The sequence below is a fragment of the Dactylosporangium sp. NPDC049525 genome (assembly GCF_040676755.1).
GTDB lineage: Bacteria > Actinomycetota > Actinomycetes > Mycobacteriales > Micromonosporaceae > Dactylosporangium.
Map to the genome: position 1 here is coordinate 148,105 of NZ_JBFAPO010000009.1, position 26,171 is coordinate 174,275.

Genomic DNA, 26,171 nt, shown 5'->3' on the forward strand with positions numbered 1-26,171 from the left:
CGACTCGCATTAACCCGTTTTCCGCCCAGTGGTGGGCTTGATGTTCTGGTTCAGGTGGAAGACGTTGTGCGGGTCGTAGCGGTCCTTGATCGCGGTCAGCCGGGCCAGCTTCGCGGCCGGGTACGCGCGGCGCACCCCGGCGGCCCCCTCGTCACCCAGGGCGTTGACGTAGACGCCGCCGGCGAACGGCTCCAGCAGCGCCGCCGCGGCCCGCGCCCGGTCCCGCCCGGCGTCGTCGTCGGCCGGGTCGGTCCAGGACGAGCCGGCGCCGAACTCGAACATCGTGTCGCGGTGCCCGAACGCGGTCGCGTCCTGCGGCACGTCGGCGATCGCGCCGCCGTACCCCTGCAGGCCGGCGCCGCACAGCTCGCCGGCGGCGATGAACGCGTCGACGGCGGCGTCGGGCATCGACTTGAGGTAGTGGGCCCGGCCGTACCGGCGCAGCGCGTGCCGCCCGGCGGTGTCGTCGCGTCGCTGCAGCTCCAGGTACGACATCGGCTGCCGGGTCTGGGCGCCGCCGGCGCCGAACGTGGGCCGGTAGCCGGTGTCGGGGCCGGTCCACACGTAGCCGAGCGTGAGCGTGTCCGGGCCCGCCGACGCGGTGAACGTCGCCTGCCGCGGCGCGGTCAGGTGCTCGTCCCGCCAGCGGCGCATCGCCGCGTGCCGGGCCGCGCCGGTGAACGTGGACTCCACGACGAGCGCCTCGGTGCCCGTGTCGTGCAGCGCGAACTCGAACTCCGTCACGATCCCGAAGTTGCCGCCGCCGCCACGCAACCCCCAGAACAGCTCCGGGTGCTGCTCGGCGTCGACCCGCAGCACCTCGCCGTCCGCCGTGACGAGCTCGTAGGACACGACGTTGTCGCAGGCGAGACCGTACCGGCGGGCGAGCCAGCCCATGCCGCCGCCGAGGGTGAGGCCGCCGACGCCGGTGTGCGACACGTTGCCCGCGGTGGTCGCCAGGCCGTGCGCCTGGGCGGCGTCGTCGAGGGCGCCGAGCAGCGCGCCGCCCTGCACGTACGCCCGCCGCCGCGCCGGGTCGACGCTGGCCAGGCCCATCGGCGTCAGGTCGATCATGAGCCCGCCGTCGGTGACGCCGAACCCGGCCGCGCTGTGCCCGCCGCAGCGCACCGACACCTCCAGGTCCCGCTCCCGGGCGGTGCGGACGGCGGCGACCACGTCCCGGACCGTCCGGCACCGCACGATCATCGCCGGGCGCCGGTCGAACATCGCGTTCCACACCTGCCGGGCCCAGTCGTAACCATGGTCGCCGGGCCGGAGCACCTCTGCTGTCCCTGTCATCGTCATGCAGTTAGGTTCCCGCCGATTGGTCCCTGCGATAAGGTCCGTTCCTGTGACCGGAGACAGGACCAATTCCGCGGCCGACCTGCTGGTCCCCCTCGACCGGACCGGTGCGGGCGGGCCGCTGCACCGGCAGCTGGAGGCATCGATCCGCGACGGCATCCGCAGCGGGCGGCTCGCCGCGGGCAGTGCGCTGCCGCCGAGCCGGGCCCTGGCCGCGTCGCTCGGCGTCTCCCGCGGCGTCGTCGTCACGGCGTACGAGCAGCTGACCGCCGAGGGCTACCTGACCAGCCGGTCCGGCGGGTACACCACGGTCGCGGCCAGGGCGGCCGGCGGGGCCGCGGTGCCACCGCCGGTCGCGCCGCCGCCGGCGAGGATCAGCTTCGGCTACGGGCGCACCGACGTGTCGCAGTTCCCGCGCGCCGCGTGGCTCCGGTCGGTCCGCCGGGTGCTGACGACCGCGCCGTCGGACCGGTTCGGGTACACCAGCGGCCAGGGCACCCCGGAGCTGCGGGCCGCCCTCGCCGCGTACCTCAACCGGGTCCGCGGCACCGACGCCCACCCCGACACCGTGGTGATCTGCGCCGGCTACGCCCAGGCGGCGAACCTGCTCGTCCAGGTGCTGCGTTCCGACGGCAGCACCCGCCTGGCCGTGGAGGACCCGTCCGCCGACGACGACGTCCGGGCCCTGGCGGCCGCCGCCGGCATGTCGGTCGTGGGCGTGCCCGTCGGCCCCGACGGCGTCGACGTCGCCGCACTGTCCACAGTGGACGCAGATGCTCTCGTGCTGACCCCCTCGCACCAGTGGCCGACCGGCGGCGTCCTGCCCGCCGCGGCCCGCGCCGCCGTGATCCGCTGGGCCGCGTCCCGCGACGCACTGGTCATCGAGGACGACTACGACGCCGAGTACCGCTACGACCGCGCCGCCGTCGGCGCCATGCAGGGACTCGCCCCGGACCGGGTCGCGTACGTCGGCTCCGCCAGCAAGACCCTGGCGCCGGGGCTGCGGCTCGGCTGGATGGTCCTGCCGCCGCGGCTCGTCGCCCCAGTGGTCGAGGCGAAGGTCCTCGCCGACCGCGGCTCACCGGCGATCGACCAGCTGACGTTCGCCGACTTCCTCGGCTGCGGCGAGTTCGACCGGCACCTGCGGCGGATGCGCCCCCTGTACCGGCGCCGCCGCGACGTCCTGCTCGCCGCCCTCGCCCGGCACCTGCCGCAGCTACGGCCGGCCGGGGTGGCGGCCGGACAGCACCTCGTCGCCTGGCTGCCCCCGCACCTGTCGGAGCCGGTGGTGGAGTCGGCGGCCCTGGCCCGGGGACTGTCGGTGCTCGGCGTGGGCCGGTACCGGATTGCTCCTGGGCCGCCGGGGCTGCTGTTCGGGTACGGCTCCCTGTCGGAGCGGGCGATCGAGGAGGGCGTGACGCTGTTGGCCGCCGCGCTCGCGGACGGAGCCGGGTGACTGGACCGTTCGTCGGTGTGGATCTGCCGGTGTGGCGGGTTGGTGGGCCGCCCGGTCGGGTGAGTGCGGCCGTTGGCATGGGTGTGTGGCCTTGTATCGATGTGTGGTGGGTGGACAGACTGCGGTTGGGGGTTCGGTGCTGCGGAGGGGGTTCGGTTCGGTGGACGTCGCGGCGGTGCGGGTGTTGATCTCTTATGCGCACGGCGATGTGGTGCATGAGGAGCAGGTTCGGCGGTTGTGGACGTTGTTGCGGGCTGAGGGTGTTGATGCGGTGTTGGATGTGGTGGCGGAGGGGGAGCGGCAGTTTTGGCCGCAGTGGATGGCGGAGCAGATCCGGGTGGCGCGGTTTGTGCTGGTGGTGGCGTCGGCTGGGTATCGGGTGCGGGGTGAGGACACCGGTGATCGGTCGGTGGGGCGTGGGGTGCGGTGGGAGGCGCGGCAGCTGCAGGAGATGTTGTACGCGGATTTCCAGGCTGGGACGCGCAAGATCGTGCCGGTGGTGTTGCCGGGCGAGGACGCGGCGGATCTGCCGGATTGGGTGCTGCCGACGGGCAGCACGACGTATCGGGTGGAGGCGTTCACGTCGGAGGGCGTGGACGGGTTGCTGCGGTTGCTGACCGGGCAGCCGTTGGACGTCGAGCCGCCGTTGGGCCAGGTGCGGCCGCGACCACCACGTCCGTTCGCGATTCCGGATGTGCGGGCCGAGGGGCTGCGGACGCTGTTGGAGATCGGTGCGACGGTCGAGGACGGTCAGTTGACGGCGGTGGTGTCGCTGGCTGGCACCGTGCTCGGCACTCGCAGCGTGCGCCTGCCCGCCGACGTGGTGGGGGTGTGGTCGGGGTTGCGGGTTGGTGGTGCGGTGGCGGGTGAGCGGCTGCTGCAGGTCGGCAGGTTGTTGGCGGCGGCGGTGTTCGACGAGGCGGGGCATCGGTTGGTGGCTGATCTGGTGGCGAGGCTGCGTCCGGGTAGTTGGGTTGATGTGGTGGTGACTGGGGACGGTGCCGCGTTGGAGGTGCCGTTCGAGCTGCTTCGGTTGGTGGACAGCACGGGGGAGGATCTGGGTCCGCTGGCGTTGATCGGTGGGGTGAGCGTGCGTCGTCGGTTGCCGGGTTCATCGCCGGTGCCTCCGGCGGCTTTGGCGGGGCCGTTGAAGATCCTGGCGGCGGTGGCCGCGCCGCTGGAGACCCTGACTGGGAATGTGCCGTTGGATGTTGAGGCGGAGATGCAGGCGGTGATGGACGCTGTCACGCCGCATGCTGGGCAGGCGCGGATTTTGGAGGTTGCGTCGCTGGCGCAGATCCGCGACGCACTACGCCGCGACACCTTCCACGTGTTGCACCTGTCCGCGCACGGCTCGCCCGAGATGATCGAGTTGGAGGATGAGGACGGCCGTCCGCAGCAGGTGACGACCCGGGACCTGATCGGGGTCATTCGTGACGCGGGCACGCCGGTGCCGCTGATCATGTTGTCGTCGTGTTCCGGGGCTGGTGGTCGTGCGGGGGCGATGGCCGCGAGTCTGGTTCGGGCCGGCGCTGATCGGGTGATCGCCATGCAAGCGGCGGTCAACGACACGTACGCCACCGCCTTGGCCGCCGCGCTGTATCAGGAACTGACCCACCGGCCGGACGCACCGGTGTCCGCGGCGTTGGCGTTGGCTCGTCGGACGGTGGCACAGAGCACGCGGGATGGTGATTGGCCGGGGCAGTTCGCCGTTGCCACGCTGCTGACCGCGGGCGATGACCCGCCGATGATCGATCCGGTCGCGGTGGTTGAGCCGTTGCGGGTAGCGCCAGCGGCGCCGTCCGGGACCTCGGTGCGGGAGCTGTCTCTCGGGCAGCTGATCGGCCGTCGGGCGTCGTTGCGTGCGGCGACCGCGGTGCTGCGCCGCACCGACGCGGCCCGCGGCGAGCACGGGACGATCGCCGGCGTGCAGGTCCTCGGGATCGGTGGCATCGGCAAGACCGCCCTGGCCGGGCGGCTCATCGCCCGCCGCCGCGGCGACGGCGTGGTGGTCGCGGTGCACGAGGGCCGCTGGAACCCCACCGCGCTGATGACCGCGGTCGCCGACGCCGTCGCGGCGGTCCCCGGCCTGGCGCAGGCCGCCGGCGCCTTGGTCGATGTGGGGGTGTCGGATGCGGTGAAGGTCGACCTGGTCGGCCGGCTGCTTGGTGGAGCATCGTTGCTGCTGGTCTTCGACGACTTCGAACAGAACCTGACCCCGGGCGGCGGCGCATTCCTGGACCCCGTCTTCGAAACGGTCTTCACCGGCTGGTGCGAGGCCGCTGAGACCGGTTCGATCCTGGTCACCTGCCGGTATCCGTTGCCTGACGACGACCGCTACCTGGTGCGGGTGCCAGTGCCGCCGTTGTCCCCGGCGGAACTGCGCCGGTTGCTGCTGCGCCACCCTGCCCTGGCCGACCTGCCCGCCGACGAACGGCGGTTGTTGTACCGGGTGATCGGTGGCCATCCGCGGCTGGTCGAGTATGTGGATGCGTTGGTGCGTGGCAAGCCGACCCGGTTCCGGGCGGTGCAGGCGAAGCTGAAGACGCTCGCCGCGGCGCAGGGGATCGACCTGCGCCGTCCCCGCCCGGTCGAGGCCGCCATCGACACAGCGTTGCTGCTCGGCAGCGCCGACATCCTCCTAGCTGAACTCCTTGAGCTGCTCACCGCCGAGGAGCGTGCGGTGCTGAACCAGGTGTCGGTGTGCAGGGCACCGATGACCGTCGACGACCTGCACGCCGCGCTGCGCGACGCGCCGGGTCTGCCGTCCGGGTTCAGTGCGGAGGACCTGCGCCGGGTGGTTGAACGGCTCACCGACCTGACCCTGCTCTCCCAGGTCTCCGGTGGCGCGGAGTTGCAGATGCATCCGTGGACGGCTGAGATCCTCCAGCGTCAGGTCGCCGCCGCCGACACCGTGGACCTGCACGAACGTGCCCTGCGGATGCGGCTGGCCCGATTCGAGCAGCGACGGGCAGGCTACGACGATCTGCTCGACCTGACCCGGCACCAGGCCGCGCTGCACCAATACGACGACATCACCGGCATTGCCCGGAGCATTGACCGGATCCTGCCGGGCGCGATGGCGGCAGCCGCATACCTGGCCGAAATCCGGCCGCTCCTACCCCGCACCGAGCCAGCCTGGTGCAACGTCGCCAAGGCCGAATACGACGCGGTCACGACCACCGGCAACCTCGTCGCCGCGCGGAACATCCTCACCGACACCTACGACGCCGTGACCGAACGACTCACCGCCGACCCGGACAGCCCGATGACCGCCGCTCAGCTCAACGTCGTGCTCGTCGACCTCGGTGACCTCGCCGCCAACACGGGTGACCTGCGCACCGCCCAGAGCCACTACCAGGCCGCGGTCGAGAACGCCGGGCGATGGTCTGCCCAGGACACCGATAACACCTGGTGGCAGAACCGCGACGCACTGCTTAACAGTCGGCTGGGCGAGGTAGCGCAGGCGGCCGGAAACCTCACCACCGCCACTGAGCACTATCAAGCCGCCGTCGCCATCCGTGAACGGCTTGTCGCCGCCGACCCTACCAACAGCCGATGGCAACGCGACCTGTCCGTTGACGGGAACAAGCTAGGCGATGTGGCGCGGGCGGCTGGGGACCTCACTGCTGCCACCGAGCGCTACCGAGCCGGCCTTGTCATCGCCGAACGGCTTGCCGCCGCCGACCCCACCGACAGCCAATGGCAACGCGACCTGTCCATCAGCCGCAACAAGCTGGGCGATGTGGCGCGGCTGGCTGGGGACCTCACTGCTGCCACCGAGCACTACCGGGCCGGCCTTGTCATCGCCGAACGGCTTGCTGCCGCCGACCATACGAACAGCCAATGGCAACGCGATCTATCCATCAGCTGGGAACGGCTCGGCGATGTGGCGCAGGCTGCCGGCGACCTCACCGCCGCCGCCGAGCACCACCAAGCCGCCCTCGTCATCGCCGAACGGCTTGCCGCCGCCGACCCCACCAACAGCCGATGGCAGCGTGACCTGTCCATCAGCCGCAACAAGTTGGGTGATGTGGCGCAGGCGGCCGGGGACCTCACTGCCGCCGCCGAGCACTACCAAGCCGACCTGGCCATCGCCGAACGGCTTGCTGCCGCCGACCCCACCAACAGCGGATGGCAGCGTGACCTGTCCGTCAGCCGCAACAAGCTGGGTGATGTGGCGCAGGCTGCCGGGGACCTCACCACCGCCACCGAGCACTACCAAGCCGCCCTCGCAATCCGCGAACGGCTTGTCGCCGCCGACCCCACCAACATCGAATGGCAACGCGATCTGGCATTCAGCCGGGAGAGGCTGAGCGAGGTAACCCGCACTGAAGGTGAGACGCCAACGGGAGCGCCCGGGGATGGTGGCGAGGCGTAGCTGGGCGTGTTTTCGTGGTGAGCTGTCGATTTCTCGGCTTGTTGTTCGTCTCACTGCGACGATGCTGATATCGAGCAGGTGGTGAAGATGAAGTACATCATGTTGATCTATCAAGGTCCGGCGCTGGAGCGGCAGGCTGCGCTTGCGGAGGATGAGCAGCAGCAGGTCTACGCCGATTATCAACGGATCAACCAGACGCCGGGGGTCACCTCGATGCCGCCGATGGGGCTTGCGGAGCACGCGACCACGGTGCGGGTTGAGGACGGCAGGACTCTGACCACCGACGGGCCGTTCGTCGGGATGAAGGAGGCCGTGGGCGGTCTGTTCATCCTTGAGGCCGACGACCTCGACGCGGCGATCGAGGTGGCCGCCCGTGTCCCGGCGGCCCGTTACGGCGGTGCCGTCGAGATCCGGCCGTCGGAGGTCTATTGGTAGCGACGCTCGACGAGGTCTTCCGCGAGGAGTGGGGCCGCGTCCTGGCTACCCTGATCGGCTTCCTCGGCGACTTCGACCTTGCCGAGGAAGCCGCGCAGGAGGCGTTCGCCATCGCCGCCGATCGCTGGCCGCGTGACGGCGTGCCGGCCAACCCGCGCGCCTGGCTGATGACGACGGCACGCAACCGCGCCACCGACCGTATCCGCCGCGACCGGGCCCTCGCCGCCAAGGTCGGTCTGCTCGCCGCTGCCCGCCCCGTTGAGGTGCCGATGACCACCACCGCGTTTCCGGACGAGCGTCTGGAGCTCATCTTCACCTGCTGCCATCCGGCGCTCGCGCTCGAGTCGCAGGTGGCGTTGACGCTGCGCACCCTGGGCGGCCTGAGCACCGACGAGATCGCCCGCGCGTTCCTGGTGCCGGAGCGGACCATGGCGCAGCGGCTGGTGCGGGCCAAGCGGAAGATCAAGGCGGCGGGGATCCCGTTCCGGGTGCCGCCGGAGCATCTGCTCCGCGAGCGGCTCGACGCCGTGCTCGCCGTGGTGTACCTGATCTTCAACGAAGGGTACGGCGGTCGGGACGAGCTCGCGGCCGAGGCGATCTGGTTGGGGCGGGCGCTGAGTGAGCTGCTCCCCGCCGATCCCGAGGTTCGTGGGCTGCTGGCGATGATGCTGCTGCACGACTCCCGCCGCGAGACGCGGTTCCGCGACGGCGAGATCGTGCTGCTCGACGATCAGGACCGGTCCCGGTGGAACGCCGCGCAGATCGCCCGCGGGCGTGGCGAGCTCGACCGGGCGATCGCCCTCGGCGGTCGCGGGCCCTACGTCCTGCAGGCCGCGATCGCCTCGCTGCACGCCGAGACGCCGTGCGACTGGGCGCAGATCGCCGCGCTCTACGGCGAGCTCGCCCGCCTGACCGGCTCGCCGGTCGTCGAGCTCAACCGGGCCATCGCGGTCGCCGAGACCGAAGGACCCGAGGCCGGTCTCTGCATCGTCGACGGGCTCGGCCTGGACGACTTCCGCTATCTGCACGCGACCCGGGCCGACCTGCTGCGGCGGCTCGGGCGGACCGAGGCGGCACGCACCGCGTACCGGCGGGCGAGGGACCTCACCGACGACGGTGCCGAGCGGCGCTTCCTCGAACGCCGGCTCACGGAACTCGCCGGCACGACGGACCCGGGCACCGACGCGGCAACGCAGTAAAAGGTGAGGGGGCGGCCGGCGGGCCGCCCCCTCAAGCGTTCAGCTGCAGGTGATCGACGGGACCGGGTTGGCGCCGGAGTAGGTGCCCTGGAAGCCGAACGTAGTCGAACCGCCCGGCGGGATCGTCGCGTTGTAGGACATGTTGCGGGCCGTCACGGCGGTGCCAGACTGGGTCACCGTGGCGTTCCAGGAGCTGGTGATGCGCTGGTTGCCGCTGAACGTCCAGCCGACCGTCCAGCCGTTCAGGGCCGCGCTACCGGTGTTGGTCACCTTCACGTCGGCGGTGAAGCCGCCGCCCCAGTCGTTCTTCGTGTACGTGACGGCGCACTTGCCGTTGCCCGGGTTCGGCGGCGGGGACGACGACGTCGGCGGGTTGCTGGTCGGCGGGGTGCCGCCGGTGGTGACGGAGAAGTTGTTGACGGCCAGGCCCTGGCCGCCGGTCCACGGCTCGAAGCCGGCCTGGATGCTGGTCAGGTACCAGCTGGTCTGCGCGTAGCCACGGCTCACCGCGTCGTTGAGGAACGCCGACGGGGCGAAGCTCACCGAGCCGGTGCCCTGCGTGCGCACGTAGGAGATGACGTTCCAGCCGATGTTGCCGAACCAGACGTCCCACGTCCCGTTCGCGAGGTTCACGGTCGCGACGCGGCTGCCGACCGGCTGCGGGGCGCCGGCGTGGTTCACCCACACCATGATCTCGGCGCCGGTGTTCTGCCCGTCGGTGCGGGGCGTCGGGTCGAACCAGATGTCGTATGCGGCGTCCCACTGGCCGGAGCCCGGGTAGCTCATGCTGACGCTGGTCTGGATGCCGGCGAACCGGGAGTCGCTGACCCGCAGCGGCAGGATCGTGCCGCTGCTGCAGTTGGTGTAGTGGCAGCCGTAGAACACCGACGGATACGAGGCGGGCGCCCCGTTGGTCGGCACGTTGTGGTTCGCCTGCGAGATGCTGAAGCCGGTGCTGGTGACGTTGATGCACTGCGTCTGGTCGGTGCCCCAGACGTTGTTCTGCACCACGTACCGGCCACCCTGGATGGTCGTGGAGCCGTACTTCTCACAGATGGTCGTGTCGGCGTGTGCGCTGGTCGCGCCGGCCAGGATGGCGGTCCCGGTCGCGGCGAGGAGCCCGATGGCGGCGAGGCCAGCGCGGAGGCGAATGCCCATGGTGTCTCCCTTCCATCGAGCACCATGAGTGCTGTCCGGTCGGGACGGGAGCCACCTGCCGCATTTTTCCGGTTGTGTACCGAAAAAGACGGCGAAACTTTCAGTTGAGAAGCCGGCCGGCGTCCTTGCGGGAGCCGATGCGGATGAACGCGAGATCCTGGCGTTCGGCCGCGGCCTTCGCGTACCGGTCGCGGTAGACCTGGTGCCGGGTCCAGGACCAGCGCAGCAGCGACACCTCCGGGTCGAGCCGGAACAGGCTGGTGAGCCGCTCCCGGTTGCCGTTCCACAGCTCCTCGCGGGTGACGCCGCGGCGGATCGTGCGCCACAGCACCTGCCGGATGACCGTGCGCCGCGGCAGGTCGAACCAGATCACCGTGTCCGCCCGTGACCACACCAGGTCCCGCACGGCGCTGTAGTTGCCGTCGATCACCCAGCCGTCGCCGTCGACGATCTCGCCGACCTTCCTGCGGAACTCGGTGGCGTCGATCGGCTCCCAGCCGGCGAGGTGATGGATCGCGTCCAGCTCCACGAACGGCACCCCGAGCCGCGCCGCCAGGGCCCTGCCGAGGGTCGACTTGCCCGAACCCGAGTTGCCCACCACCGACACCCGTCGCACCGGCCGCCCCGTTCCTGTCGTGTGCGGTCAGCAGGTGCTGTGGAACAACCCGCCGACCGCCGCGGACCCGACCAGGCTGTTATACAGCTCGATGGCCTCGCGGGTCTCGGCGACGTGCACCTCGACCCCACGGGCCTCCAGCGCGGCAACGGTGGCGTCGGGTACGCCGAGCTGCTCGTCCATGCCCAGCGACAGCACCACGACCGTCGCGCCGTGTTCGAGGAGCTCCTCGGCGTCGGCGGGCTGGATCCCGGGGGAGTGGCGGGTGCCCGTCTCGCCCCAGTCCCACTCCCGCCCGCCGCCGGGCCACACCTTGAGGTCCTTGACCACGCCGAGCCCTTCCACCTCGATGCGTCCCCAGCTCGCGTCGACGATCCGCGGCGAACGTTCCTCCATGGCGGAAACCTCCCGATCCGGCACGACCCGACCGTGATTGAAGGTACGCCGGTGACGCAGGTCCGCATGGACGGTGGGTGATCCGGGTGAACGGCTGAGGATGCGTTCGGGGAAACCGCGGTACCTTGATCGCTCGGGTCGGTGCGGACGGGGAGGATCGGTGCAGGTCACGCCGGTGTCCGGCAGGCTGTGGGTCAGCGTGCTCGGGGACATGACCGCGACGGTCGACGGCGCGTTCGTCGACCTCGGCGGGCGGCGCCAGCGGGCCGTGCTCGCGGTGCTGGTGCTGCACCGGGGCGACATCGTGCCCACCGACCGGCTCATCGACTGCGTGTGGGGCGGCCGGCCGCCGGCGAACGCGGCCGGGGCGCTGCAGGCGTACGTGTCGCACCTGCGCCGCCGCCTCGAACCCGGCGCGACGGCCCGGGCGCGCGGCAACGTGATCGTGTCGCGGCCGCCCGGCTACGCGCTGACGCTGGACGCGGAGGCGGTCGACGCGTGGCGCTTCGAGCGGGGCATCACCGCGGCGCTCGGCACCGGCGAGCACGGCGCGCAGCGGGACCTGCTCAGCGCGGCGTTGCAGCTGTGGCAGGGGCCGCCGTACGCGGAGTACGCCGACGAGCCGTGGGCGCAGGCCGAGGCGGCGCGGCTGGCGGAGCTGCGGGAGCTCGCCCGGGAGCAGCTGCTCGCGGCGCGGCTCGCGCTCGGCGACAGCGCGCTGCTGGTGCCGGAGCTGGAGCAGCTCGTCGCGGAGGAGCCGCTGCGGGAGCAGCGCTGGCGGCTGCTGGTCCTGGCCCTGTACCGGGCGCACCGGCAGGGTGACGCCCTCGCGGCGCTGCGGCGGGCCCGGCAGACGCTGTCCGACCAGCTCGGCGTCGACCCCGGGCCGGCGCTGCGGGCCCTGGAGGCGGAGGTCCTGGCGCAGGCGGAGACCCTCGACGCGCCGCAGCGGCCGGCGGGCCCACCGGAGGCGGATGGCGGGGCCGGCCTTGCGGGCGGATCAGGAGCAGTGGGCCGCACCTCCGGGGGCGACGCCCCGCCGGTGGCGGCGACCGGTCCGGCCCGGGCGCCGCAGGCGGCACAGGACGGGCCTGCGGTACCGACGCGGAAAACGACTGGCGAGCACCTTGTGGACCGGGACGGGGAGGTCGCGGAGCTCCGGGTCGCGGCCGGCGACGCGTTCGGCGGGGTGCCGCGACTGGTGATGATCGAAGGGCCGGCCGGGATCGGCAAGAGCCGGCTGCTGACCGAGGCGCGCCGGATCGCGGACGGTCACGGCGCGCTGACGCTCACGGCGCGGGGCAGCCAGCTGGAGAAGGAGTTCGGCTTCGGGGTGGTGCGGCAGCTGTTCGAGGCGCTGCTCACCGACCCGGCGGCGCGGGAGCAGCTGCTGGGCGGTGCCGCCGCGTCGGCCGCGTCGGTGTTCGACCTTGGTGCGCACAGCGAGCGCGGCGACCACACGTTCGCGGCGCTGCACGGGCTCTACTGGCTGACCGCGAACGTCGCCGCGACCCGGCCCGTCGCCGTCGTCGTGGACGACCTGCAGTGGTGCGACACCGGCTCGCTGCGGTTCCTGGCATACCTGGTGCGCCGCCTCGACGGGCTGCCGGTGCTGCTGGTGGCGACGCTGCGCACCGGGGAGCAGTACGACGACGACGCGCTGATCTCCGAGCTGCAGCTGGACCCGGCGGCCACGCCGGTGCGGCCCGGGCCGCTGAGTGCCGAGGGCGTCGCCGACCTCGTGCGGGAGCGGCTCGGCGACGGCGCCGAACCCCGGTTCGTCGCCGCGTGCCACCGGACCACGTCGGGCAACCCGCTGCTGCTGCGGCAGTTGCTGCGCGCCCTGGAGACCAACGGGGTGCGGCCCACCGACGCGCACGCCGGCACGGTCACCGCGATCGGGTCGCGGGCGGTGTCCAGCATGGTGCTCATCCGGCTGCGGCGGATGCCGGCGACGAGCACCGCCGTCGCGCGGGCGATCGCGGTCCTCGGCGACGGCGCGGGCCTGCCGACGATCGCCGCCCTCGCCGGGGTCGACGAGCCGGCCGCCGCGGCGGCGGTCGCGGCGCTCGCGCGGGCCGAGGTGGTGCGGCACGAGTACCCGGTCGGGTTCGTGCACCCGCTCGTGCGCGACGCGGTCTACCAGGACCTGCCGCCGGGGGAGCGGCAGCTGCACCACGAGCGGGCCGCCCGGGTCCTCAGCGGCCTGTCGGCGGCCCCGGAGCAGGTCGCCGCGCACCTGCTGCAGATCCCGCACCGCGCCGACCAGTGGGTCGTCGACGTGCTGCGGGCCGCGGCCGACACGGCGCTGCACCGGGGTGCGCCCGAGGGCGCCGCCGCGTACCTGCGCCGGGCCCTGGCCGAGCCGCCCGCGCCGCAGCAGCGACCGGCGGTGCTGCTGGCGCTCGGGCAGGTCGAGACGCTCAACAACGGCCCGGCGGCGATCGCGCACCTGCGGGCCGCGTACGACGACCCGATCACCGACCCGGCGACGTTCGCCGCGGTGGCACGGATGCTCATCCACACGCTGATCTTCATGGGGCCGGAGGGCAACGCGCCGGTGTTCGCGCGGCGGGCGTCGGCGCGGCTGCACGCCTCGTTCACCGACGAGCGGCAGGGGTTGCAGGCCCTGGAACGCATCGCCGGGTACATGTACAGCGGCGACCCGGGCTCGTTCCCGGCCGAGGAGGCGGTGCTGTCCGGCGACGGGCTCGGCGCGCGGATGCTCGCCGTGTGCCAGTCCTGGCAGGCGTTCGTCCAGGGTGAACGGTTCGACGACGCGGTGCGGCTGGCCAGGTTCGCGCTCGCCGACGGGGTTCTCCTGCGCGGCGACCCGGGGCTCTTCTGGGTCATCGCGGGTCTGGTCCTGGAGGAGGCCGAGCAGGACGTCGGCACGCTCTGGGACGACGCGCTGACGCTCGGGCACACCCGCGGGTCGATGTTCACCGTCCTCGCCGCGCACCTGTGGCGCGGGTGGCGGGAATGGCAGCGCGGCGACCTTCCGGAGGCGTGCACGTCACTGGTCGCCGCCAACGATCAGAACCTGCGCTGGGGCGGCGTGCCCGCGATCGGCATCGCGTACGGCGAGGCGTTCCTGGTGCGGGCCCTCGTCGACCGGGGCGAGCTGGCCGAGGCGCGCGCGTTCGTCGACGAGCGGCACGACCGGCCGCGCATCGGCGACGGGATCCGGCTGTTCCACCAGTCGCAGGCGAAGCTGCTGATGGCGGAGGGCCGCCACGACCTGGCCCTGGCGCTGCTCAGCACGTGGCACGAGGGCAACCCGATGTGGTTCGAGGAGCGGTCGCTGCGCGCCGAGGCCCTGGCCGGGCTGGGCCGCACCGGCGAGGCGCTGGAGCTGGCGCTGCTCGACCTGTCCGACATGCGGCGCTGGGGGTCGCCGCGCGGCGTCGGGCGGGCGCTGCGGGCCGTCGGCGAGCTGCGCCGGGACCGCTCGGACCTGCTCGGGGCGGTGGAGCTGCTCGCGGGCACCGCCGCCCGGCTCGAACACGCGCAGGCCCTGGCCGCGCTCGGCGGCCTCGACCGCGACGCGGCCATGCTCCGCGACGCGCTGCGCCTCGCCGAGCAGTGCGGCGCCGCGCCGCTGCGGGCCCGCGTCGCCGCCGCCCTGGCCGGCCTCGGCGAGCAGGTGCCGGCGCAGCCGTCGGCGTCGCTGACCACCGGCGAACGCCGTATCGTCTCCCTCGCCGTCGGCGGCGCCGACGACCGCGACATCGCGCAGGCGCTGTTCCTCACCCCGCACACCGTGAACGACACCCTCGCCGCGATCCGCCGCAAACTGGGCGTCACCACCCTCGCCGAGCTGCAAGCCCACGTCTGACTCAGGTCGCTCGCAAGTCCGGCCCAAGAGCGTTCCCGCAGCGTGTACGGCATGACCACTGTTGCGAACTCACTGCGCGGCCTGTGCGGCGGCGCGCTCCACCTTCCCGGCGACCCGGGCTACGACACCGCACGCACCCCCTGGAACGTCACGGTCGACCAGCGTCCCGCGGCCGTCGCGTACCCCGCCGACGCCGACGAGGTCGCCGCGGTCGTCCGCGCCGCCGCCGGCGCCGGGCTGCGGGTCGCGGCGCAGGGCACCGGCCACAACGCGGGCCCGCTCGGCCCCCTCGACGACGTCGTCCTGGTGCGCACGTCCGCGATGACCGGCGTCACCGTCACCCCCGGAACGCGGCCCACCGCCCGCGTCGAGGCCGGCGCGCTGTGGATCGACGTGGTCGAGCAGGCCGCGCCGCACGGGCTCGCCGCGCTGCACGGCTCGTCGCCGGACGTCGGCGTCGTCGGGTACTCCCTCGGCGGCGGCCTCGGCTGGTACGCCCGCGCCCTCGGCATGCAGGCCAACGCCCTCACCGCGGTCGATCTGGTCACCGCCGACGGCACCCAGCTGCGCGTCGACGCGACCCACGAACCGGACCTGTTCTGGGCGCTGCGCGGCGGCGGCGGCAACTTCGGCGTCGTCACCGCCGTCGAGTTCGACCTGTTCCCGATCAGCACCGTGTACGCGGGACTGCTGGCCTGGGACTGGCGCGAGGCCGCCCGGGTCCTGCCGGCGTGGCTCGACTGGGCCGCGACCGCCCCCGACGAGGTGACCACCTCGCTGCGGCTGCTGCAGATCCCGCCGATGCCGCAGCTGCCGCCGGTGCTGCAGGGCCGCCAGCTGCTCGTCGTCGACGGCGCCGTCCTCGGCTCCGCCGGCCGCGACATCCTCGCGCCGCTGCGGGCGCTCAAGCCGTTCCTGGACACGTTCGACGACGCGCCGCCCGCGTCGCTGATCCGGCTGCACCTCGACCCGGAGGGCCCGACGCCGGCGGTGTCGAAGACGGCGATGCTCGGCGACCTGCCCGCGGCCGCCGTCGACGCGCTGCTCGGCGCGGCCGGCCCCGACTCCGGCACGTCCCTGCTGGTCCCGGCCGAGCTGCGCCAGCTCGGCGGGGCGCTGGGCCGAGCGGGCGAGGGCGCCGGCGCCCTCGCCCGTCTCGACGGCGCGTTCGCGCTGTTCTCGTGCGGGATCGCGGCCACACCCGAGATGGGCGCGGCCGCCGTCGCCGACGCGGGACGGGTCGTGTCGGCGCTGCAGCCGTGGGCGACGGGGTCGCAGTATCTGAACTTCGCCGAGGAGCGGGTTGCGGCGGAGACCGCGTACGAGCCGGCCGCGCTGCGCCGCCTCCGGGCGATCCGGGCCGCGGTCGACCCGTCGGGGCTGTTCGTCGCCAACCACGGCATCTGAACGTCCTCCTGAACGTCCCCGACCGGCATCCTGTTCGCGGGGTGCCGGTCACCGCGGCGCGCTAGCGTGCCGGGCGTGGCACTCCCGATGCTGGCCGCGAAGCGGCCCCTGCCGGCCCAGGTGGCGGTCTACGCGTTCGTGATCGTGCCGTTCCTGGCCCTGTGCGCCGCGGTCCCGTTCGCCTGGGGGTGGGGCCTCACCTGGCTCGACGTCGCCCTCGCGGCGGTCTTCTACACCGTGACGTGTCTCGGCGCGACGGTCGGCTTCCACCGGTACTTCACGCACGGCGCGTTCAAGGCCCGCCGGTGGCTGCGCATCGCCCTCGCGGTGACCGGCAGCATGGCGGTGCAGGGCCCGATCCTGCACTGGGTCGCCGACCACCGACGGCACCACGCGTTCGCGGACAAGGAGGGCGACCCGCATTCCCCATGGCTGTTCGGCACGTCGCCGGCGGCGCTGGTACGGGGGTTCTGGCACGCGCACCTGGGCTGGGTGCTCGACCGGGACCTCACCAACCAGCAGCGGTTCATCCCCGATCTCCTGGCCGACCGCGACATCCGGCTGATGCACCGGCTCTTCGGCCCGCTGACCGTGGTGACGCTGCTCGCGCCGGCCGTCATCGGCGGGCTCGTCACCTGGAGCTGGTGGGGCGCGGTCACCGCGTTCTTCTGGGCGGGTCTCGTGCGCGTCACCGCCCTGCACCACGTCACGTGGTCGGTGAACTCGGTCTGCCACATGATCGGCGAACGGCCGTTCGCGGCCCGGGACCGGTCCGCGAACTTCTGGCCCCTGGCGATCCTCAGCATGGGCGAGTCATGGCACAACCTGCACCACGCCGACCCGACCAGCGCCCGGCACGGCGTACTGCCCGGGCAGATCGACGTGTCGGCGTGGCTGATCCGGCGCTTCGAACGGGCCGGCTGGGCCTGGGACGTGCGCTGGCCGACCCCCGAGCGGCTGGCCCGGCTGGCGGCTGCTGCCTAGAGGTAGACGTCCAGGCGGCCGCTGAACATGCCGTTGCCCTGGGCGAGCCGGGCCGCCGCGGCGTCGGTGGTCCGCTCGAACTGCAGGCGGGTGTCCTCCGCCCGCTGCCGCAGCTGATCCTCCAGGCGCAGCTGCTCCTGGATGCGCTGCTGGTCGTCGAGCCGCTGCTGGTCCTGGACCCGCTGCTGCTGGACGCGGTACTGGTCGTCGCGGTACTGCTGCACGTCGTCGGCGCGCTGCTGGTCCTGGCGCACCAGATCCTGGCGGACGTCCTGCTGGTCCTCGACCCTGCGCTGGTCCTGCACCCGCTGGTCCTGCAGCCGGCCCTGCGACCGCTGGTCGTCCAGGCGCTGCTGATCCACCTGGTCGGCCTGGCGCTGCTGCTGCACCTGGGTGGCCGTGATACCGGTGGTGGTGGCTGCTACCGGTGTGATCGACATCGCGCATCCCCGTCCTGCGACCCGATTACTCTCCGAATGCTCTTGACGACTCCAGGTTACCCGCCGTGATCGTTCGTAACCAGCCGACCGCCCACCGGGTGCCCAGTGTTACCCGTGTGTTCGATGAGGGCGCTTGATCCCGGTGCGTGGGACGCGGCGGGGGAATCGAGGGTCATGCAAACGCTTGCCGGACCGTAGGCTGAGATTCGCGAGACGCCGGTCACGTTCTGGAATCGTTGCTGTGCGCGGCGGTTGACTCGTAGTGTCACGGCGGCAGTCCGAGGAGAGGCGCGCATCCATGCCCAGCGACAACGGCACGATCGGCGAGCACGTCACCATCCCCCAGGAGTCCGACGACCGGCATGCCCCACCGGCGACCGTCGTCATCTTCGGCGCCTCGGGCGACCTGACGCGGCGCAAGCTGATCCCCGCGATCGAGAGCCTCGCCCGGCACAACCGGCTCACCGAGCAGTTCGCCGTCGTCGGCGTCGCCCGGACCCCGATGGACGACGACCAGTTCATCCACGCGGTGCTCGGCGACCGGGGGCTGTCCGGCATGCCGCAGCTGGCCGGCGCCGTGCGGTATCTCTCCGGTGGCTACGACGACCCGGAGACCTACAAGCGCCTCGCGACCGTGCTCGACGAGCTCGACCGCGACCGCGGCACCGCCGGCAACCGGATCTTCTACCTGTCCACGCCCGCCGAGGCGTTCCCGCTCGTCATCAACGGCCTCGCCGGCGCCGGCCTGCACCAGGCGGGCGAGGACTCCTTCGCCCGGCTCGTGATCGAGAAGCCCTACGGACACGACGAGGCCAGCGCCAAGCAGCTCGACGCCACCGTGCACGCCGCGTTCGACGAGACGCAGGTCTTCCGCATCGACCACTACCTGGGCAAGGACACCGTCCAGAACGTGCTGGCCCTGCGCTTCGCCAACGCCATCTTCCAGCCGATCTGGGACCGCACCTGGGTCGACCACGTGCAGATCACCGTCGCGGAGACCCTCGGCGTCGGCACCCGCGGCAGCTTCTACGAGCACGCCGGCGCGATGCGCGACATCGTGCAGAACCACGTGCTGCAGGTCCTCGCCCTCGCGCTGATGGAGCCGCCGGCGTCGTTCAGCGCCGAGGCGGTCCGCAACGAGAAGGTCAAGCTCCTGCAGGCGATCCGCCTGCCCAGCGGCCGCGCGATCGACGACATCGCGGTGCGTGGGCAGTACACCCGCGGCGGCTCCCGCGAGGAGCTCATGGCCGGCTACCGCGAGGAGCCCGGCGTCGACCCCCTGTCGCGCACCGAGACCTACGCGGCGCTGCGCTTGGACGTCGACAACTGGCGCTGGGCGGGCGTGCCCTTCTACGTGCGCACCGGCAAGCGCCTGCCGAGCCGGGTCACCGAGGTGGCCCTGCAGTTCCAGCGCCCGCCGCACCTGCCGATCCCCAACCGGCAGCTGACCGAGCTGCAGCCCGACGCCCTCATCCTGCGCATCCAGCCCGACGAGGGCATCGCCCTGCGCTTCGGCGCGAAGGTCCCGGGCCACTCGTTCCGCGTCCGCTCCGCGAGCATGGACTTCTCCTACGACAAGACCTTCCGCGAGGAGTCCCCGGAGGCCTACGAGCGCCTCCTGCTCGACGCCCTCATCGGCGACACGACCCTGTTCATCCGCTCCGACGAGGTCGAGCAGTGCTGGCGGATCGTCGACCCGATCCTGGAGCGCTGGGCCGAGGACACCGGCCCGATCCCCACCTACGAGGCTGCCTCCTGGGGCCCGACCGAGGCCAACCGCCTCATCGAACGCAGCGGCCGCGCCTGGCGCAACACGGTCGCCTGAGGTCCTGCCGCGTCAGGACTCGAGGTCGAACGCGGTCGTGATCGCCCTGGTGAGTGCCTGCTCCTGATCGGGGAGCAGGTAACCCAGCATGCGGCCGATGTCGCTTCGCGGCATCGTGACGATGTTGTCGCAGGCGATGACGGAATCCCGCTCAAGACCGTTGCGCGGGCCAACTTCGACCTCGGTGTGCAGGCCACGGATGGTCGTGGTGATGGGGGCAACGGTCACCCGCTGAAGGTAGGGCCTGACTCGCTCGCGGGTGAGGATGACGACCGGGCGGGTCTTGTCCAGGCGGGCCAGATGAATCGGCCGCATCAGTCGATGTCCATCGGCCGTCGTGCGGCCCATGCGGCGAGGTCGTCGAATTCGGAATCCGGGTCCGCCGCGTAGATCCGCGCGTCGTGCTCCGCCTCCTGCCGCCGACGATCCCGTTCAAGGGCGCGGAGCACGACGGCCGCACGACTCGATGCGGTGCCGTCGGCGATCTCCTGATCGATGTATTTCACGATGTCGTCCGGCAGGCGAACCGCGATCTGTGTCGTCATACCAGAATGGTACCGAGACGGGATGCAATCTGGTGTCGGTGCTGACATGCAACAACTATAGGCTTATGAGCACTAGTCTGCAAGCCGCTATCAGGGCCAGCGGGTGGCGTTGGCGTCGGTCAGGGTGCCGGGGCGGTCCAGGACGACGCAGAAGGTGAGGCCGGCCGGGTCGCGCATGACCCACCAGCGGTCCTGGCGCTCGACCCGGGTCGCGCCGAGGGCCTCCAGGCGGGCCACCTCGGCGTCGAGGTCGTCGGTGTGGATGTCGACGTGCACGCGCGGGGCGCCGTCGCCGAGCTGCTGGGCGAGCAGCACCAGGTCGTGGTGCGGGATCAGCGCGCCGTGGAACTCCGGATACTTCGCGACCTGCTCCAGCGGGGCGCTCAGGGCGCCCCGCCAGAAGGTCACCGTCGCGTCGTGGTCGGCGGCGGGCACGTCCAGGACGATCGTGTAGAGCCTGCTGTAGTGAGCCACGGCCCAGAATGTACCGGGGGCGTCAGGCGGCCAGCAGGATCGACGTGCGCAGCGCCGGGGCGCTGTCGACGGGGGCCGGGTCCTCGGGCGTCGGGGCGACCCCTCCGGCCGCGATCCGGTCCAGGGTGTGCAGGCCCAGCGGCCGGACGCTGCCGAAGATCGTGTAGTTGGGGCGCAGCGCCGAGTCGGCGAAGACGAGGAAGAACTGGCTGCCGTTGGTGTCGGGGCCGGCGTTGGCCATCGCGAGGACGCCGCGGGCGTACACCTTGCGGACCCCCGTCGGGTCGGTCGGCGCCGGCGGCAGGTCGGTCGGCAGCTCGTCCTTGTACTTGTACCCCGGCCCGCCCTCACCGGTGCCGGACGGGTCGCCGCACTGCAGGACCTTCAGCGTCGGGTAGGTCGTCAGCCGGTGGCAGATGGTGCGGTTGTAGAACCCGTGCCGGGTCAGGTGCAGGAAGCTCTGCACCGTGCACGGCGCCTGCGCCCGGTCCAGCGTCAGCGGGACGATGCCGAGATTGGTGAACAGCGTGACGGTGACCGTGCCCCGGGACGGCGTGTGCCGCGGGTCCCTGGGCAGCGGCACCGGCCGGACCGCCGGATCCTCGGGTGTCGGCGTGTACGCGCACGGCCCGCCGGTCGGCCCTGGCGTGCCGGTCGCCGCCTGGGCGGGGGTGACGGCGAACGCGGACGCGGCAAGCACGGCGAGCACGACCACGGCGAGACGGATCCGGACCACGTTGTCCTCCATCGAAGTTTGGGAATCTCCAAGAGGTCTAACGGATGTCGATGTCTTCGTCAAGGCCGCGGGCCGGCTCCGGTGCGGCCGGAGCGGTCCGGCGCGGACCGCCGCAATTCGCCGCGACGCCCGCCCGATTGCGGATGGATCGGCGGTATAGCAACGGGACTGCCCCTTCCCGTTGTTCACCTCATGCATGTCCGGTGTGCGCGTGCCCCCGCGCCTGTTGGTCATGCGCTGTCCCGAACGTTTGTCCCAGCGGGTGGGAGCGCATGGCGAGCAGGGGGCAACGGGTGCACCAATCGAGGTTCGTCTTCTTAGCACTGGCCGGGGCGGTCACCGGTGACGGCACGGTCGCCGAGGCCATGACCTGGATGCTGGTGTCGCCCAACAACCGGCCGCTGGGCAGGGCGGCACGGACGTTCGACACCTACGGGGCGTGCCGCGACGCGGTGCTGCACCTGCGTGCCGGGTTCGCCGATGTACGGAGCACCGTCGCCGCCGTCGAGTCCAACGGGCAGTGGGTCTGGCGGGCGGAGGTCGGCGGCACGACCGTCGGCATGTCCAGCCGTTCCTATCTGCGCGCCAGGGAATGCCACTACAACCTGGAACGCTTCCTGGAAGCCGTGCCGGCGGCGCTCGTGGTGGCCGGCACCCGCAGTGTCCGAGGCGGTCACCGCGTCGCGTTCGACGCCGGCGGCGACCAGGCGGCCCTTCCGCCGAGCCCGGCACCGTGGGGCGCCCGGGCTCCCCACGCCGACCGCCCCCGCCACGGGGAGCGCGGCGGGTGGGCCCGGGGCGCCCGCCCATTGCCTCAGGCGGCGCCCGACACCCCGCCGCCGGCGCCCGGCGTCCGGTCCGCGACCTCGTAGCCGCGCCACTGAACGTTTCCCGCCGCCGTGGTCACCGTCGGTATGCGCTGTGCGCACTCGGTGCATCTCACCCGGCGGGGGTGCCCGGCATCGATGTAGGTTACCGGGCATGGACGTGTTCCTGCTGTGGCACGTGCACCATGCGGGCCCTGACCACCGTGACAGTGACGGCGAGCTGAGCTGGGACGAGGCCGACGGTGACGACGTGAAGATCCTCGGCGTCTATTCGACCGAGGAGCGCGCCCGGCAGCGCATCGCGCGGGCGCGCGAGCTGCCGGGGTTCGCCGAGGAGCCGGAGTGCTTCCTCATCGCCGCCTCGGTCCTCGACGACGACCAGTGGACGGAGGGATTCGTCACCGTGACGGAGTGAGCGGCTCCAGCGTCAGCAGGGCCGGTTCGGGGACCGGCCCGCGCAGCTGCCGGGCGACGGCGGTGGCCCAGCCGAGATGCCACTCGTCGGCGTCGGCGTGGAAGGCGGCGCGCAGCTCGAACCAGTGCAGCCCCGGGTGCCGGTGGTGCACGCTGTGCAGGTTGAACGCGAGGACGAACAGCTCCAGCGGCCTTGGCAGCCGCAGGTTCATCGCGTCAAGGGGCCGCTCGAGGCGGGTGCGGTAGTGGTAGGCGTTGTCGGCCAGGGACACCAGCAGCGCCCGGCCGCCGACGGCGGCGGCGAGCATCCACGTGTGCCGTCCGTAGCCGGCGACGGCGGCGGCGTAGGTCGCGACGACGGCGACGGCCTCGATGCGGAAGCGGCGCAGCGTGTCGCGCCGCGACACCCGTTCGAAGAGCAGCCCGGTGACGGAGTCAAGGGAGTCGGTGCGGCGCACCAGCCACCGCCACCCGGCGGCGGGCACGACCGCGAGGACCACCGACGCGGCCTCGAGCAGGTAGAGCCCGCCGAGCAGCCGCGGATAGTAGCCACGGGCCGCCGCGAGCCAGGTGGTGACCGCCGGGTCGTAGACCTCGGTCCGTTCGCGGCGGGTCCGGCTGTAGCGGTGGTGCAGCAGGTGCCCGACCTTCAGCAGCGCGAAGGGCGCGCCGTAGCCGGTGGCGAGGATCCGGGCGAGGCGGTCGTTCCAGCCGCGGTCGCGCAGCAGGGTGCCGTGGATCCCCTCGTGGATGAGCGACCACAGCGGGACGGTGGTGAGCACGACCGGGACGAGCAGCCAGCCCCAGCGTGGGTCGGCGGGCAGCAGCCACACCGGCAGGATCAGCAGTTGCAGCACGAGTGTGCCGGCGGCGGCGGTGGTCAGTACCCCCGAGATCAATGTCTGACGGGCAGCCATGCCCGCACGGTAACCCCGGCTCGAATACGGCCGGGAGAACTCAGCCTGAACTGTCGCGGACGGTCAGTGTGGTCGGGAACGTGCTCTGCCAGCCGCTGCCGACCTCGCCGGCGACCAGCGCCCGGGTCGCGGCGGCCGCCATCTCCTCGACGGGCTGGCGCACCGACGTCAGCGGCGGGGTCGTGCACGCGGCGATGAGGCTGTCGTCGAAGGCGATGACCGCGACGTCCTGCGGCACCCGCCGCCCGGCCGCGGCGAGGGTCTGCAGCGCGCCGGAGGCCATCAGGTCGCAGGCGACGAACAGCGCGTCGAGGTCCGGGTGCTCCTCCAGGAGCTGCCGGGTGGTGGCGGCCCCGGTCTCCCGGGTGAACTCGCCGCCGGCGCCGGTGATCGGCTCGAGGCCGGCATCGCGGATCGCGGCGAGATACCCGGCGCGGCGGTCGACGGCGTCGCTGATGTGGCCCGGGCCGGGGACGGCCGCGATCCGCTTGCGCCCGTTGCGATGCAGCAGCCGCACCGCCTCATACGCACCGGTGGTGTTGTCCGTCACGATCGACGGCACCGGCGCGGCGGTCCGGCCCATCGACACGACCCGCGGGCAGGCCGCGTGGAATTCCGCGGCGAGCGCCGGCGGCACGTTGACGAGGATCGCGCCCACGCTGACGGAGTGCGCGACGCGCTCGAGCAGCCGCGGCGCGTCGGGCCGGCCGACGACGTGGACCCGCATCTGCGCCTCGGAGTGCCGCAGCCCGTCGACGATCCCGGCGATGACCCGCCCGTAGTAGGGGTTGGTGCCGAAGCTGGTCGGCTGGCCGTCGACGACGATGAGCTCCACCACGTCGCCGTGCCCCCGGGCGAGGGCCCGGGCGACCGGGTCGGGGCGGTAGTCGAGCTGCTCGACGGCCCGCCGCACCGCGTCGCGGACGTCCGCCGCGACGCGCGCGTTGCCGTTGATGACCCGCGAGACGGTGGCCCGCGAGAACCCGGCGACCTGCGCGACGTCGTCCAGGGTTGGCCGTTTGTGTTGCATCACGTGAGTTTATGGTGTCAGCGGAACGCGTTGCGAATCTCGTTCACGAACAGCTCGGGCTGCTCCGCCGCCAGGAAATGCCCGCCGGTGCGCACGTGCGCGACCCTCGTGAGTCGCGGATACGCCCGGCGCAGCCACTCCTCGGGCGGCACCGGCAGCCGCGGCTCGTTGGGCACGAGGACCGACGCGGGCACCTGGATCACGTCGTCCGGCCCGGGCGGGCTCGACAGCGCATAGAGGCGGGTCGAACTGGCGATGGTGTCGGTCAGCCAGTAGAGCATCACGTTGGTCAGCATCAGGTCGGCGCTCAGCTCGGACGCGGGGTCGCTCCAGGTGAGCCATTTTTCCAGGATCCAGGCGGCGAGGCCGACCGGCGAGTCGGTCAGCGCGAACGCCAGCGTGTGCGGCCTGGTCTGCTGCACGTGCGCATACGCGCCCTCGGTGCGGTCCCACTCCCGCGACGCGGCCAGGTAACGCTCCTCGGCGTCGGTCAGCGGGGCGCCCGGCGGCACGTGTGCGTCCAGCCAGTTGGCGGTCTGGATGGCCGTGACCGTGTCGGCGTGGTGGATGCCGAGCCGGTTGACCACCCCGCCGCCGATGTCGTCGCCGTGCGCCACATAACTGCCGAACCCCAGGTGCCGCACCATCAGCCGGTCGAACAGCGTGGCGATCGCCTCCCGGTCCAGGTCCAGGTGCAGCGCCCGGTCGGACAGCCCGTATCCCGGCAGAGCGGGGATCACGACGGTGAACGCGTCGGCCGGGTCGCCGCCGTGCGCCGCCGGGTCGGTGAGCGGCCCCAGCACGTCCAGGTATTCCACGAAGCTGCTCGGCCACCCGTTGGCCAGCAGCAGCGGCCTCGGGCTCGGCCCGGTGCCCTCGGCGACGATCGCGTGCAGCCGGACGCCGTCGACGGTCACATACCGGTGCGGCAACGCGGCGAGCCGCTCGGCCTGCGCCGGCCAGTCGTAGCCGTCGCGCCAGTAGGCGATGAGCTCGTCCAGGCGGGCCACGGTCTGCGGCGACTCGCCGCCGCCACGGATCGCCGCCGCCGGCAGTTTGGCCGCCGCGAGCCGCCGGTGCAGGTCTTCGAGCCGCTCCTCGGGGAATCGCATCCCCCCATGTTACGCCCGAAAGCGCTTTGGCTGTAACCTGGGACGCATGGACCACCGGCCGCCGGCACCTGGCGGGCTCGCCCTCGTCGAGGCGTTCCTGCGCACCCGCAACACGGTGACGTCCCCGCGGACCCTGGCCGCGTGGCTGCGGGCGCACGACTTCCGCTGCGGTCCGCTCACCGACTCGTCCCTCGCCGTCGCGGTCGGCGTCCGCGAGGCGATCCGCGCCCTGGCCGACGCCAACAGCGCGGTGCCGGCACCCGGACCGCCTACCCCGTCTGCCCTGTCTGACCCGTCTGGCCCGGCTGTCCCGGCGCTCGACGCGCTGCTCCTGGAGCACCGGGTGACGCCCGCCCTCACCGGCGATCCGGCGTCGCCCGTGCTGCGCTGGCGGGCGGCCGGCACCGAGCCCGGCGACGGCCTGCCCGCGGCCCTGGCCGTGATCCTCGGCGGCGTGGTCACGGCGATCGCCGACGGCACCTGGCCCAGGTTCAAGACCTGCGCCGCCGACGACTGCCGGTATGCCTTCTACGACCACACCCGCAACCGCTCGACCCGCTGGTGCGACGTCGCCGGCTGCGGCGTCAACAGCCGCATGCGCGCCTACCGCACCCGCCGGAGGCCCGCCTGACCCACGGACGCGCGAGGGTGGCAGATGTGCTGCTGGACACCATGGAGG

The 26,171-nt window shown here is 72.6% G+C and carries 23 protein-coding genes; 11 read left to right on the plus strand and 12 right to left on the minus strand.

What is annotated here, in order from left to right:
* Positions 1-9: 9 nt before the first annotated feature.
* Positions 10-1,305 carry an FAD-binding oxidoreductase gene (locus tag AB0K00_RS16445; RefSeq protein WP_363521345.1) on the minus strand — a complete coding sequence of 432 codons (1,296 nt, stop codon included), beginning with the start codon at positions 1,303-1,305 and terminating at the stop codon, positions 10-12.
* Positions 1,306-1,351: 46 nt separating this feature from the next.
* Between AB0K00_RS16445 and AB0K00_RS16450 the strand changes: the two genes are divergently transcribed.
* The 4 genes from AB0K00_RS16450 (at position 1,352) to AB0K00_RS16465 (ending at position 8,773) form a co-directional block, all read left to right on the plus strand.
* Positions 1,352-2,758 (plus strand): PLP-dependent aminotransferase family protein, encoded by a 1,407-nt coding sequence (locus AB0K00_RS16450; RefSeq protein WP_363521348.1) that lies wholly within the window; start codon positions 1,352-1,354, stop codon positions 2,756-2,758.
* A gap of 160 nt (positions 2,759-2,918) precedes the next feature.
* Positions 2,919-7,139: a CHAT domain-containing protein gene (locus tag AB0K00_RS16455; protein ID WP_363521351.1), complete on the plus strand. Its 4,221-nt coding sequence runs from the start codon at positions 2,919-2,921 to the stop codon at positions 7,137-7,139.
* A gap of 87 nt (positions 7,140-7,226) precedes the next feature.
* On the plus strand, positions 7,227-7,574 hold the full coding sequence (locus AB0K00_RS16460) for a YciI family protein (protein ID WP_363521353.1): 348 nt from the start codon (positions 7,227-7,229) through the stop codon (positions 7,572-7,574).
* Complete coding sequence (locus tag AB0K00_RS16465) at positions 7,568-8,773, plus strand: DUF6596 domain-containing protein (RefSeq protein ID WP_363521356.1); 1,206 nt, start codon at positions 7,568-7,570, stop codon at positions 8,771-8,773. Before AB0K00_RS16460 ends, AB0K00_RS16465 begins: the two co-directional genes overlap by 7 nt.
* A gap of 39 nt (positions 8,774-8,812) precedes the next feature.
* Here AB0K00_RS16465 and AB0K00_RS16470 read toward each other — a convergent pair whose 3' ends face one another.
* The 3 genes from AB0K00_RS16470 to AB0K00_RS16480 all read right to left on the minus strand — a co-directional run bounded on the left by AB0K00_RS16470 (position 8,813) and on the right by AB0K00_RS16480 (position 10,943).
* Complete coding sequence (locus AB0K00_RS16470) at positions 8,813-9,931, minus strand: cellulose binding domain-containing protein (protein ID WP_363521359.1); 1,119 nt, start codon at positions 9,929-9,931, stop codon at positions 8,813-8,815.
* 100 nt (positions 9,932-10,031) lie between these two features.
* A complete protein-coding gene (locus AB0K00_RS16475; RefSeq protein WP_363521361.1) occupies positions 10,032-10,547 on the minus strand; it encodes a shikimate kinase in 516 nt (171 codons plus the stop codon).
* 27 nt (positions 10,548-10,574) lie between these two features.
* Complete coding sequence (locus AB0K00_RS16480) at positions 10,575-10,943, minus strand: Mth938-like domain-containing protein (RefSeq protein WP_363521364.1); 369 nt, start codon at positions 10,941-10,943, stop codon at positions 10,575-10,577.
* Positions 10,944-11,103: 160 nt separating this feature from the next.
* Between AB0K00_RS16480 and AB0K00_RS16485 the strand changes: the two genes are divergently transcribed.
* The 3 genes from AB0K00_RS16485 (at position 11,104) to AB0K00_RS16495 (ending at position 17,172) form a co-directional block, all read left to right on the plus strand.
* Positions 11,104-14,781: a BTAD domain-containing putative transcriptional regulator gene (locus AB0K00_RS16485; RefSeq protein ID WP_363521366.1), complete on the plus strand. Its 3,678-nt coding sequence runs from the start codon at positions 11,104-11,106 to the stop codon at positions 14,779-14,781.
* Between the two features lie 51 nt (positions 14,782-14,832).
* Positions 14,833-16,188 (plus strand): FAD-binding oxidoreductase, encoded by a 1,356-nt coding sequence (locus tag AB0K00_RS16490; protein WP_363521369.1) that lies wholly within the window; start codon positions 14,833-14,835, stop codon positions 16,186-16,188.
* Positions 16,189-16,275: 87 nt separating this feature from the next.
* Entirely contained in the window at positions 16,276-17,172 is an 897-nt protein-coding gene (locus AB0K00_RS16495; protein ID WP_363521627.1) for an acyl-CoA desaturase, read from the plus strand.
* On the opposite strand, the gene AB0K00_RS16500 is transcribed toward AB0K00_RS16495, so the two are convergent.
* Positions 17,169-17,612, minus strand: coding sequence for a hypothetical protein (locus AB0K00_RS16500; RefSeq protein ID WP_363521370.1), 444 nt, complete (start codon positions 17,610-17,612; stop codon positions 17,169-17,171). The genes AB0K00_RS16495 and AB0K00_RS16500 overlap by 4 nt on opposite strands.
* A 298-nt stretch (positions 17,613-17,910) precedes the next feature.
* Between AB0K00_RS16500 and zwf the strand changes: the two genes are divergently transcribed.
* Positions 17,911-19,437: a glucose-6-phosphate dehydrogenase gene (gene zwf / locus AB0K00_RS16505; RefSeq protein WP_363521372.1), complete on the plus strand. Its 1,527-nt coding sequence runs from the start codon at positions 17,911-17,913 to the stop codon at positions 19,435-19,437.
* A gap of 12 nt (positions 19,438-19,449) precedes the next feature.
* Here zwf and AB0K00_RS16510 read toward each other — a convergent pair whose 3' ends face one another.
* The 4 genes from AB0K00_RS16510 to AB0K00_RS16525 form a co-directional block, all read right to left on the minus strand.
* Positions 19,450-19,785, minus strand: coding sequence for a type II toxin-antitoxin system PemK/MazF family toxin (locus AB0K00_RS16510; RefSeq protein WP_363521374.1), 336 nt, complete (start codon positions 19,783-19,785; stop codon positions 19,450-19,452).
* Positions 19,752-19,982: a hypothetical protein gene (locus AB0K00_RS16515; RefSeq protein ID WP_363521376.1), complete on the minus strand. Its 231-nt coding sequence runs from the start codon at positions 19,980-19,982 to the stop codon at positions 19,752-19,754. The genes AB0K00_RS16510 and AB0K00_RS16515 overlap by 34 nt, the downstream gene beginning before the upstream one ends.
* Positions 19,983-20,072: 90 nt before the next feature.
* Positions 20,073-20,456: a VOC family protein gene (locus AB0K00_RS16520; RefSeq protein ID WP_363521379.1), complete on the minus strand. Its 384-nt coding sequence runs from the start codon at positions 20,454-20,456 to the stop codon at positions 20,073-20,075.
* Positions 20,457-20,478: 22 nt separating this feature from the next.
* Positions 20,479-21,183 carry a peptidylprolyl isomerase gene (locus AB0K00_RS16525; RefSeq protein WP_363521629.1) on the minus strand — a complete coding sequence of 235 codons (705 nt, stop codon included), beginning with the start codon at positions 21,181-21,183 and terminating at the stop codon, positions 20,479-20,481.
* Positions 21,184-21,485: 302 nt separating this feature from the next.
* On the opposite strand from AB0K00_RS16525, the gene AB0K00_RS16530 reads away from it, so the two are divergent.
* Entirely contained in the window at positions 21,486-22,064 is a 579-nt protein-coding gene (locus AB0K00_RS16530; protein WP_363521381.1) for a hypothetical protein, read from the plus strand.
* Between the two features lie 109 nt (positions 22,065-22,173).
* Positions 22,174-22,434 (plus strand): hypothetical protein, encoded by a 261-nt coding sequence (locus AB0K00_RS16535; protein WP_363521384.1) that lies wholly within the window; start codon positions 22,174-22,176, stop codon positions 22,432-22,434.
* On the opposite strand, the gene AB0K00_RS16540 is transcribed toward AB0K00_RS16535, so the two are convergent.
* Genes AB0K00_RS16540 through AB0K00_RS16550 form a run of 3 tightly spaced genes read right to left on the minus strand, consistent with a single transcriptional unit; the run spans position 22,418 to position 25,492 of the window.
* On the minus strand, positions 22,418-23,350 hold the full coding sequence (locus AB0K00_RS16540; protein ID WP_363521386.1) for a fatty acid desaturase: 933 nt from the start codon (positions 23,348-23,350) through the stop codon (positions 22,418-22,420). The genes AB0K00_RS16535 and AB0K00_RS16540 overlap by 17 nt on opposite strands.
* A 40-nt stretch (positions 23,351-23,390) precedes the next feature.
* The gene (locus AB0K00_RS16545; protein ID WP_363521389.1) at positions 23,391-24,380 is read right to left on the minus strand and encodes a LacI family DNA-binding transcriptional regulator; all 990 of its coding nucleotides are present in this window, start codon (positions 24,378-24,380) and stop codon (positions 23,391-23,393) included.
* Positions 24,381-24,397: 17 nt separating this feature from the next.
* Entirely contained in the window at positions 24,398-25,492 is a 1,095-nt protein-coding gene (locus tag AB0K00_RS16550; RefSeq protein ID WP_363521392.1) for an epoxide hydrolase family protein, read from the minus strand.
* A 46-nt stretch (positions 25,493-25,538) separates the two neighbouring features.
* On the opposite strand from AB0K00_RS16550, the gene AB0K00_RS16555 reads away from it, so the two are divergent.
* The gene (locus AB0K00_RS16555; protein ID WP_363521394.1) at positions 25,539-26,123 is read left to right on the plus strand and encodes a CGNR zinc finger domain-containing protein; all 585 of its coding nucleotides are present in this window, start codon (positions 25,539-25,541) and stop codon (positions 26,121-26,123) included.
* The last annotated feature ends 48 nt before the right edge of the window (positions 26,124-26,171 follow it).

Coding starts and splice junctions, on each gene's coding strand:
- AB0K00_RS16445 (WP_363521345.1), bottom strand. CDS start 1,305: ATGACGATGACAGGGACAGCAGAGGTGCTCCGGCCCGGCGACCATGGT.
- AB0K00_RS16460 (WP_363521353.1), top strand. CDS start 7,227: ATGAAGTACATCATGTTGATCTATCAAGGTCCGGCGCTGGAGCGGCAG.
- AB0K00_RS16470 (WP_363521359.1), bottom strand. CDS start 9,931: ATGGGCATTCGCCTCCGCGCTGGCCTCGCCGCCATCGGGCTCCTCGCC.
- AB0K00_RS16480 (WP_363521364.1), bottom strand. CDS start 10,943: ATGGAGGAACGTTCGCCGCGGATCGTCGACGCGAGCTGGGGACGCATC.
- AB0K00_RS16490 (WP_363521369.1), top strand. CDS start 14,833: ATGACCACTGTTGCGAACTCACTGCGCGGCCTGTGCGGCGGCGCGCTC.
- AB0K00_RS16495 (WP_363521627.1), top strand. CDS start 16,276: ATGCTGGCCGCGAAGCGGCCCCTGCCGGCCCAGGTGGCGGTCTACGCG.
- AB0K00_RS16500 (WP_363521370.1), bottom strand. CDS start 17,612: ATGTCGATCACACCGGTAGCAGCCACCACCACCGGTATCACGGCCACC.
- zwf (WP_363521372.1), top strand. CDS start 17,911: ATGCCCAGCGACAACGGCACGATCGGCGAGCACGTCACCATCCCCCAG.
- AB0K00_RS16510 (WP_363521374.1), bottom strand. CDS start 19,785: ATGGGCCGCACGACGGCCGATGGACATCGACTGATGCGGCCGATTCAT.
- AB0K00_RS16515 (WP_363521376.1), bottom strand. CDS start 19,982: ATGACGACACAGATCGCGGTTCGCCTGCCGGACGACATCGTGAAATAC.
- AB0K00_RS16535 (WP_363521384.1), top strand. CDS start 22,174: ATGGACGTGTTCCTGCTGTGGCACGTGCACCATGCGGGCCCTGACCAC.
- AB0K00_RS16540 (WP_363521386.1), bottom strand. CDS start 23,350: ATGGCTGCCCGTCAGACATTGATCTCGGGGGTACTGACCACCGCCGCC.
- AB0K00_RS16545 (WP_363521389.1), bottom strand. CDS start 24,380: ATGCAACACAAACGGCCAACCCTGGACGACGTCGCGCAGGTCGCCGGG.
- AB0K00_RS16550 (WP_363521392.1), bottom strand. CDS start 25,492: ATGCGATTCCCCGAGGAGCGGCTCGAAGACCTGCACCGGCGGCTCGCG.
- AB0K00_RS16555 (WP_363521394.1), top strand. CDS start 25,539: ATGGACCACCGGCCGCCGGCACCTGGCGGGCTCGCCCTCGTCGAGGCG.